We start from the raw sequence: 8,488 nt of genomic DNA, 5'->3' as shown, positions 1-8,488 counted from the left end.
GTCGTCCCGCAGACGTTAGCAGAGGAACGGGCGATGTAGGAGCGCGCGGTGCGCGCGACATCTTTTGAGGCCGTGCCTTGGAGCTCGCGCGCCAGCTTGGTGACTGGCGCGAAAAGATGTCGCGCGCAGGCGCGCTCCTACAGGCCGGTTGGGTATCGAAGCGGCAGCCTGGCGTTGCTTCAGGCGTCGAGGGACAACGGCGAACCCAGCCACTTGCTCGCCGGCGCAGGCTGCGCGAACAGGAAGCCCTGGCCGAAGCGGCAGCCGATGCGGCGCAGGGCACGCATCTGCGATTCCGTCTCGATGCCTTCGGCGATCACCTGCATGCGCAGCGAATCGGCGAGGGCCTGGATGGCGCGCACCACCGCGGTGCTGTGCGCCTCGCTGTCCTCGGCCGGCAGTTCGATCACGAAGGAGCGGTCGATCTTCAGCGTCTCGATCGGGTATTGGTGCAGGTAGCTCAGTGACGAGTAACCCGTGCCGAAGTCGTCGAGGGCGATGCCCACACCGTGATCGCGCAGGTTCTCGAGGATGCGCTTGACCTGAGCCGGGTTCTCCAGGAGGGCCCGCTCGGTGACTTCCACGCGGATCGAACGCGCGGGCACCGCGTGCTCGGCCAGCAGGTCGAGCAGGCGCTGGTCGAGATCGGGCGAGCGGAAGTGGCTGCCCGACACATTGATGCTGATGAAGCCCTCGTCGCCGACGAGGGCGCGCGCCTGACGCGCCACCTGCTCGAAGATCTGCCAGTCGATCGCCTCGGAGCAGCCGGTATCCTCGGCCACGGCCAGGAACTCACCCGGCGGCAGCAGGCCGCGTTCGGGATGCCGCCAGCGCAGCAGGGCCTCGTAACCGACGACGCGGCCGTTCTCCAGTTCCACGATCGGCTGGTAGAACGGCACGAACTCGGCGCGGGTCAGCGCGCGGCGCAGGTCGCCTTCCAGCTCGAGCAGCGACAGCGCTTCGCGTCGCAGGCGGTCGTCGAACACGGCGGCCCGGTGGCGGCCTTCGTCCTTCGCCCGGTACATGGCCGAGTCCGCATCGCGCAGCAGTTCCTCAGGGCGCGTGTAATCCGGCGTCGGCAGTGCGATGCCGATCGATGCGGAGGTGAAGATCTCCTTCGCGCCGAGGCGGAACGGCGTCTGCAACTGGGCGATGATGCGCTCGGCGATATGCGTCGCCGCGTGCGGGTCGACGATGCCTTCCACCAGCACGGCGAACTCGTCGCCGCCCAGGCGGGCCACGACGTCGCGCGTCTTCAGGCAGGCGCGGATGCGGCCGCCGACCTGGAAGAGCAGGTCGTCGCCCACCAGGTGGCCGACGGAATCGTTAATGACCTTGAAGCGGTCGAGGTCGATGAACAGCACCGCGAACAGCTCGCCGGGATTCTCCCGGTAGTGGTTCAGCGCCTGCTCGAGGCGCTGCAGCAGCAGCGTGCGGTTCGGCAGGCCGGTGAGCGAGTCGTGCAGCGTTTCGTACTTGAGCCGGCGCTCCACGCGCTCGCGTTCGGCGATCTGCTCGCGCAGGTCGCGATTGGCGAGGGCCAGGGCACGCGTGCGTTCGGTGACCCGGCGCTCCAGGCTGGCGTAAGCCTGTTTCAGCGATTCGGTGGTGTACTTGCGTTGCAGCGCGTTGGCGATGTGGTAGCTGACGAAGGTCAGCAGTTCCTGGTCGCGCGCGCTGTAGGTGTGCTCGGGCGTATAGCTCTGGACGGCCAGCACGCCCATCGACTTCTCGTTCCAGATCAACGGCACGCCGAGCCAGTGCAGGGATTTGGCGCCGCTCGTGGAGAGCACATGGTCGCGGTTGAGGCGGTCGATCTCGTCGCGGTCGGCGAGCAGGGCCTTGCCATTGCGCAGCACGTATTCGGTGAGGCCGCGGCCAAGCTCACGTGGTTCGCGCACGCCATCCAGTTCGTCGACCGAGTACGGGAAGGTGAGCTTGTTCTGGTCTTCGGACAGCAGCGCGATGTAGAAATTGCGCGCGTAGAGCAAACCGCCGATGACCCGGTGTACCGCCGCGTAGAAGTTCTCGATGCTGTCGGAGGTGTTGGCAAGCTCAGCGATGCGAAACAGCGCAGCCTGCAGGCGTTCGCCGCGCTGGCGCTGCAACACCTGCTGGCGCAGCACGCGATTCGCTTCCCGCAGCGCTGCGGTGCGCGTGGTGACGCGGCGCTCCAGTTCCTCGTGCGCCTGCCGTCGTTCCAATGCCGTCTGCACGTGCTGGGCGACGTAAGTGAGCAGGTCGCGGTCGTTTTCGGTGTAACGCGTGTCTGCACGGTAGCTCTGCACCACCAGTGCGCCCACGACGTCCTCCCCGCGCTTCATCGGCACGCCGAGCCAGTCGTCGCTGGGCGGACCGATGTTCACCCGCGGCCCCGGAAGGTTCTTTTCCAGCTCGCTGCTGGCGCCCATCATCGAGCGCCCGCTCTGCAGTACGTGCCAGGTCAGCGTGTTCTCGATCGCCTCGATTGCGCGGACGCCTTCCGGATCCGGGATGTCCTTGTCCTCGGTGTCCACGAAGTATGGGAAGCGCACGGTGCGGTTCTGCGCGTCGTACAGGACGATGAAGAAGTTCTCGGCATACATGAGGCTGCCCACGATGCCGTGGAGCGCACTCATCATGTCCTTCATGTTGTGCTCGGCACCCGCCTGTTCGGCGATGGCGTAAAGCGCGCGCTGCAGCCGTTCGGCGAGAGCGAGGCGCGAGATGGCCTCGTAAAGGTTCGCGGTTTCGGCGAGCTGGCGCAGGCGGGCCGATGCCAGCCTGCCGAGCCACGAGAGCATGTCCGCCCAGGTCACCAGGTCGGCCTCGGCCGCGGTCACCTCCAGGCTGCGCTCGTTCTGCGGGTCCACCGCCAGTTCCAGCAGCCCGGGCCGGGCCGGGATCGCCTCCGCGTCCGCCCGCCAGGTGACCGTCGCATCGGCCAACAGGCAGTGGACGAAAGCCTCGCATTCGGTGCGCACCGACTCGGCGTCCGCCGCGCGGAGCAGCCGTTCGAGGGCGTCCTGCAACGGCTCCACGTCGCCGCGACCGGGCGCCTGCAGAGTCGGGCTTTGGGATGGAGCGAAGGTCATCGCCTGACGGGGTTCCGGTCGTGTTCGGATCAGTCTATATGCGTTGTCGTGGCCGCGCGATGGGGCCCGGCGGCCGCGGTCCCGTGATCCCTGCACCTATATGGCGCGGCACCCCTTAACGGTGGTAAACGGCAGCTGTTTCGATTCCTGAAGGGCCCTCGCGGGGGTGTTAGTAAAAAGTAAAATGGGATATACTCCACCTCGTTCCCGTTCAGGCTGAGAACGGGGCCTCGGGGAATATCAGCCGCTGCCGACAGACTATCCATGCGCAGATCCTTACTCACCATGCTTCTGTTGATGCCGCTCACCGCGGTAGGACAGGTTGCGCCGGTGACTCAGGACGCGGCGTCGTCGCCTTTCCTGGGCACGTACGCGGATCTCGGCGGTCAGGCCGATACGGCCGGCCAGCCCTCGTCGCGATCCGGGGACGTCCGGCCCCTGGGCCTCCAGTCGGACGATCATGCCGACCCGGCCAAGCCGCTCGCGCTGAACCCGATCGGTGCCGGTCCTTTCCTTTCCAGCGGTCTGCGGTACGACCTCGGCCCGGGCATCCAGGCCCATGCCAGCGTCAGCGGCCAGGGCTGGATCAATTCGGCCGAGTCCTGCGGGGCCTCGGCGGTCAAGAGCGACCGTTGCAGCTCGCCGGGCGTGCCGCCGCGTATCGTTGGCAGCGAAGTGGGCGCCACGTTCCGTGGCACCGGCTATAGCGTCGGCGTCGGTGTCGGTTCCAGCCGTCCGGCCGGGACGGGTGCCGCACTGCCGCGTGTGCTTCCCGGCCTTGCCACCGCGTCCGGCCTGCCGCTAGGGGCATTGTCCTCCAGCACCGAGCTCAATGCCCACGGCCGGGTCGACCTCGGTGCACGCAGCGGCATCGACCTCGGCGCCAGCATCGGCCGCATCCGGCTCCTGCCGGGCAACCTGCTCGGTATCGGCTCGGTCGACCAAAAGGCGTTGAGCTTCGGTGTCGATCGGGGCTCGCTGTCGGGTTCGATCACGGGCCGTACCATGCAGCCCGAAGCCGCCACGGTGAACGGCCTCAACCCGGACCGCCGCTGGAGCGCCATCGACCTCGGCGTGACCTGGCGCCTGCCATGGCGCGGCGAGTTGTCGGTCGGTGCGCAGAACGTCTGGTCCTCGGGCAATGCGCCCAGCAGCCCGGCGCTCCCCGAGCCGGACCAGTCGCGCACGCCGTACGTGCAATACCACCAGGACTTGTAGGGACTCGCAAAGCGCACTGTAGGGACGCGCGAGGCGCGCTGTAGGAGCGCGCCTTGCGCGCGACAGCTTTTCGGCCCAGTCCAGCCGTTGGCGCGCCAGCTTGGGGACCGAAGCGAAGAGCTGTCGCGCGCAGGGCGCGCTCCTACAGCGTGCAGAGCAGCGCGCAGAAGGCGCTCCTGCACCCCGCTCGCTCAGCGCCCCATGTTGCGCACGCGCACGTCGCCGCTGAACGATTCGACGTGGATGTTGCCGGCGCCGCCGCCGATCGTCGTCTTCAGTTCCTTGCCCGGGCCTTCGTCGCCGCTCGAGGCATTGCCCCAGTCGCTGCGCAGGTCGCCGCTGAAGGTGGATGCCTCGAGCCGGGCGGAGGTATTGGCAGGCAGCTGGATCTGCACGTCGCCGCTCATCGAATCGACGTCGATCTTGCCGCCGTCGATGAGGCCGCCGTTCACCTGGGTGTCGCCCGATACGGTGCTGAAGTTGGCTTCCTTCCAGGGACCGCCGCCGATGGTCATGCGGCCGGACACGGTCTGCGCATCCACCTTCTCGCCCACGCTGGGCGCGGTGATGTCGCCGGAAACGGTCTGCAGATCGGCGCGGCCGGCGCGGCCGGCAAGGTCGATCGTGCCACTGACCGTCTGCATGCTCACGTCCGGGGAGCGCAGGTTGGCGCGAATCCGTCCGCTGATCGATTCCACGTTGATCCGTCCGCCGTCGAGGCCGTCGATGCTGACCGGTGCGCTGACCACGTTGATGTCCACCTCGACGCTCTTCGGCACGCGCACGTTGAGGATCGTTGGCTGCATGCTGGAGTCGTTGCCCCAGCTGAACCAGCGGCCCTTCTTCTCGTCGCCTTCCACGTGGATGTCGACGTTGCGGTCGTCGCCTTCGATCTGCAGTGGCCTGGCGCCCTCGCCGAGGGTGCCCGAGACCTGCACCTGGTTCCTGTCCCAAGCGGTCACGGTCACTTCGCCCTTGACGTTTTCGATGCTGACCCGGGCGTTGGGCCGGATGTCTTTCGACAGGTTGATCGGCGTCGAGGCGAAGGCCTCGCCGATCGACAACGCCAGCAGCAGGGGAGTGAAGTAGAGCGTTTTCATGGGGAATGTCCTGGCTGTTCGCGTTTAGCTGGCTTGCTTGTCGAGGTTACGCAGACGGTCGCGCTGGCGTTCGGTGCGGAGCAGCAGGCGCTGCAGCGCGGCCGAATCGGGGGAATCCCGCATGGCCTGGGTCAGCTCCATGCGCGCGGCGTCGAGTTCCACCGCCGCGCCGGTGAGGCGGGGATCGGTAGGTTTCCAGGCGGTGCTGGCCGCGACCTGGCCCTCGCCTGCGGGTGCCGTCAGGCGCAGGCCGATGCCGCCGCCCAGTACCGCGACACCGGCGATGGCAGCGGCCATCAGCCAGGGGCGGGCCCGGTGCCGGCGAGTCGTCGCGGCAGGGGCCTGGTCAAGGCGCGCTTCGATGCCGGCCCAGAGGTCGCGATGCGGCACGACCGGGCGGTTGAGCGAGCGCATCTGGCGCAGGTAATCGAGTTCGTTCATGGCTTGTCTCCCAGCGCGCGGCGGAGCAGGCCGCGTGCACGATGCAACTGCGCTTTCGAGGAACCGACCGCCATCGACAGTTCGACGGCGATCTCCTCATGTTTCCATCCTTCCACGTCGTGCAGCACGAGGACGGCGCGGGCTCGCGGTGGCAGTGCCGCGATGGCCTGTTCCAGTTCCTCGCGCTCGAACGCGCGGACGGGATTGTCGGTGTCGGTGATGTCGGGAAGGTGTTCGTCGCCGACGATGCTGACGGGGTCGGCGTTGCGGGCGCGTATGGACATCAGCGCCACGTTCACCGCGAGGCGGTACACCCAGGTGCCGAAGGCGCTTTCGAAGCGGAAGCCTTCCAGTTTCTGCCAGGCGCGCACGAAGGCTTCCTGGGTGAGGTCCTCGGCGCGGGCGTGATCGAATGCGGCCAGGCGCAGCACGGCGCCGTAAACGCGGTCGGCGTGCCGCCGGTACAGGGTCTCGAAGGCTTTACGGTCGCCCGCCACCGCCGCGCGCACGACGTCCTCGTCCGACGAGGCGGCGGGCAGCTCAGGCTGCATGAAGGACGTGGCGGCGAGGCATAGGGCGTTCATCTTGCCAGCTTGGATGCCGGCAAGGGACAAACGGTTTAACAACGGCTATATAGGAGCGCGCCTTGCGCGTGCTGAGTTTTCGCCCCAGTCCAGAGGCTGGCGCGCCAGCTCCAGGTCACGGCCTCAACAGCTCAGCACGCGCTAGGCGCGCTCCTACATGCGCGCGGGCGAGTCCTGCGCCCGCTCAGGCCACGTGGGCTGCGGGGCGGGTCAGCGCGGCGTCCAGCGCCTTGCTCACCCGCAGGCGTTCGGCCTTGAGGCGCTCCGGCATGCGCTGACCGAAGCCATCCAGGTAGAGACCAATGGCGCGGAGTTCTTCCTGCCAGCCTTCCACGTCCACGCGAAGGAGTTCGTCCAGGGTGCCTGGGGTGAGGTCGAGGCCGTCGACGTTGAGTTCGCCCTTTGCGGGAAGGATGCCGATCGGAGTTTCCGTGCCCTTGGCCAGGCCTTCGACGCGCTGGATCATCCAGTCGAGCACGCGCAGGTTGTCACCGTAGCCCGGCCACATGAAGCGGCCCTCGCCATCCTTGCGGAACCAGTTCACGTGGAAGATGCGCGGCAGCCTCGCGCCCGGCTTGTCGAAGGACAGCCAGTGGGCGAAGTAGTCGGCGAAGTTGTAACCGCAGAACGGTTTCATCGCCATCGAGTCGCGGCGGAGCACGCCGACGGCACCGGTCGCGGCAGCCGTGGTCTCCGAGCCCATCGCGGCGCCGATCAGCACGCCATGGGCCCAGTCCTTCGCCTCGAACACCAGCGGGACCAGCGACGGGCGGCGGCCGCCGAAGACGATCGCGGAGATCGGCACGCCGGTAGGCGCTTCGGATTCCGGCGCCCAGCTGGGACACTGCCTGGCGCTCACGGTGAAGCGTGCGTTGGGATGCGCGGCGGGGCCATTGGCCGGATCGTAGGGACGGCCCTGCCAGTCGATCGCCGGTTCGCCTTCGCCGAGGCCTTCCCACCAGGCGCGGTTGTCGGCGGTGAGGGCGACGTTGGTGAAGATGGCATCGTGGCTGAGCGTCGCCAGCGCCGAGGGATTGGTCTTCGCGCCGGTGCCGGGGGCGACGCCGAAGTAGCCGGCTTCCGGATTGATCGCCCAGAGACGGCCATCTTCGCCGGGGGTCATCCAGCAGATGTCGTCGCCGACCGTCCAGACCTTCCAGCCCGCCTTGCGATAGCCCTCGGTGGGAATGAGCATGGCGAGGTTGGTCTTGCCGCAGGCCGAAGGGAACGCGGCGGCGATGTAGTGCTTCTCGCCCTTGGGGTTCTCGATGCCCACGATGAGCATGTGCTCCGCAAGCCAGCCTTCGCGGCGCGCCTGGTGGCTGGCGATGCGCAGCGCGTGGCACTTCTTGCCGAGCAGGGCATTGCCGCCGTAGCCCGAGCCGATCGACTTGATCGAGAGCTCTTCGGGGAAATGCATGATGAAGCGGCGCTCGGGATCGAGGTCGCCGGTGGAATGCAGGCCCTTCACGAAGCTGCCGTCGCGCTCGATGCGCGCCAGGGCGGGTGCGCCCATCCGGGTCATGATCCGCATGTTGGCGACCACGTAGGGGCTATCGGTGATCTCGACGCCGCAGCGCGAGATCGGCGAATCGATCGGGCCCATGCAGTACGGGATCACGTACATCGTGCGTCCGCGCATCGCGCCCGCAAACAGGGCGTCGATCTTCGCGTGCGCCTCGACCGGCGCCATCCAATGGTTGTTCGGGCCCGCGTCTTCCTCTTCGGGCGTGCAGACGAAGGTGAGGTGTTCGACCCGCGCCACGTCCGAGGGGCTCGAACGATGGAGGTAGCTGCGCGGATGCTTCTCGGGATCGAGCGGGAGGAGGTCGCCGCTGGCCAGCATCGTCTTGACGAGGTCGGCGTACTCCGCCTCCGAGCCGTCGCACCAGTGAATGGTGGCGGGCTCGGCGAGCCGGGCGACTTCGTCGACCCATCGATTCAATGCTTCCAGTGAGCTGCCGTACGAACGCATCCGTGGTGGTCTCCAGTTAAACGCAAGCGGAGACAGTAGTTTGCGATTCCTGGTATTGGCAAGGTACGGCGCAGCAAAACGAAACTGCCGTTCAGG

The 8,488-nt window shown here is 67.5% G+C and carries 6 protein-coding genes; 1 reads left to right on the top strand and 5 read right to left on the bottom strand.

Annotated features, from left to right (window positions below; translation table 11 throughout):
- Positions 1-179: 179 nt before the first annotated feature.
- Positions 180-3,074 (bottom strand): EAL domain-containing protein, encoded by a 2,895-nt coding sequence (locus ACR9ZH_RS12345; RefSeq protein ID WP_481291044.1) that lies wholly within the window; start codon positions 3,072-3,074, stop codon positions 180-182.
- A 264-nt stretch (positions 3,075-3,338) separates the two neighbouring features.
- Here ACR9ZH_RS12345 and ACR9ZH_RS12340 point away from each other — a divergent pair, with 264 nt between their 5' ends.
- Entirely contained in the window at positions 3,339-4,292 is a 954-nt protein-coding gene (locus ACR9ZH_RS12340; protein WP_481291043.1) for a hypothetical protein, read from the top strand.
- 191 nt (positions 4,293-4,483) lie between these two features.
- Here ACR9ZH_RS12340 and ACR9ZH_RS12335 read toward each other — a convergent pair whose 3' ends face one another.
- From ACR9ZH_RS12335 to ACR9ZH_RS12320, 4 genes are all read right to left on the bottom strand, one after another.
- Complete coding sequence (locus ACR9ZH_RS12335) at positions 4,484-5,392, bottom strand: DUF4097 family beta strand repeat-containing protein (protein WP_481291042.1); 909 nt, start codon at positions 5,390-5,392, stop codon at positions 4,484-4,486.
- 24 nt (positions 5,393-5,416) lie between these two features.
- Positions 5,417-5,833, bottom strand: a complete 417-nt coding sequence (locus tag ACR9ZH_RS12330) for a hypothetical protein (protein ID WP_481291041.1) — start codon at positions 5,831-5,833, stop codon at positions 5,417-5,419.
- Positions 5,830-6,384, bottom strand: a complete 555-nt coding sequence (locus ACR9ZH_RS12325) for an RNA polymerase sigma factor (protein ID WP_481291047.1) — start codon at positions 6,382-6,384, stop codon at positions 5,830-5,832. Before ACR9ZH_RS12325 ends, ACR9ZH_RS12330 begins: the two co-directional genes overlap by 4 nt.
- Before the next feature lie 217 nt (positions 6,385-6,601).
- A complete protein-coding gene (locus tag ACR9ZH_RS12320; protein WP_481291040.1) occupies positions 6,602-8,392 on the bottom strand; it encodes a phosphoenolpyruvate carboxykinase (GTP) in 1,791 nt (596 codons plus the stop codon).
- Positions 8,393-8,488: the final 96 nt, after the last annotated feature.

Source organism: Luteibacter sp. SVR4-7G, assembly GCF_056755555.1.
Note: the sequence above shows the minus strand (reverse complement) of the source record. Positions and strands in the feature narration are given on the sequence as shown.

Excerpts from the sequence above, each read along its gene's own strand:
- ACR9ZH_RS12345 (WP_481291044.1), bottom strand. The coding sequence starts at position 3,074 with ATGACCTTCGCTCCATCCCAAAGCCCGACTCTGCAGGCGCCCGGTCGC.
- ACR9ZH_RS12340 (WP_481291043.1), top strand. The coding sequence starts at position 3,339 with ATGCGCAGATCCTTACTCACCATGCTTCTGTTGATGCCGCTCACCGCG.
- ACR9ZH_RS12335 (WP_481291042.1), bottom strand. The coding sequence starts at position 5,392 with ATGAAAACGCTCTACTTCACTCCCCTGCTGCTGGCGTTGTCGATCGGC.
- ACR9ZH_RS12330 (WP_481291041.1), bottom strand. The coding sequence starts at position 5,833 with ATGAACGAACTCGATTACCTGCGCCAGATGCGCTCGCTCAACCGCCCG.
- ACR9ZH_RS12325 (WP_481291047.1), bottom strand. The coding sequence starts at position 6,384 with ATGCAGCCTGAGCTGCCCGCCGCCTCGTCGGACGAGGACGTCGTGCGC.
- ACR9ZH_RS12320 (WP_481291040.1), bottom strand. The coding sequence starts at position 8,392 with ATGCGTTCGTACGGCAGCTCACTGGAAGCATTGAATCGATGGGTCGAC.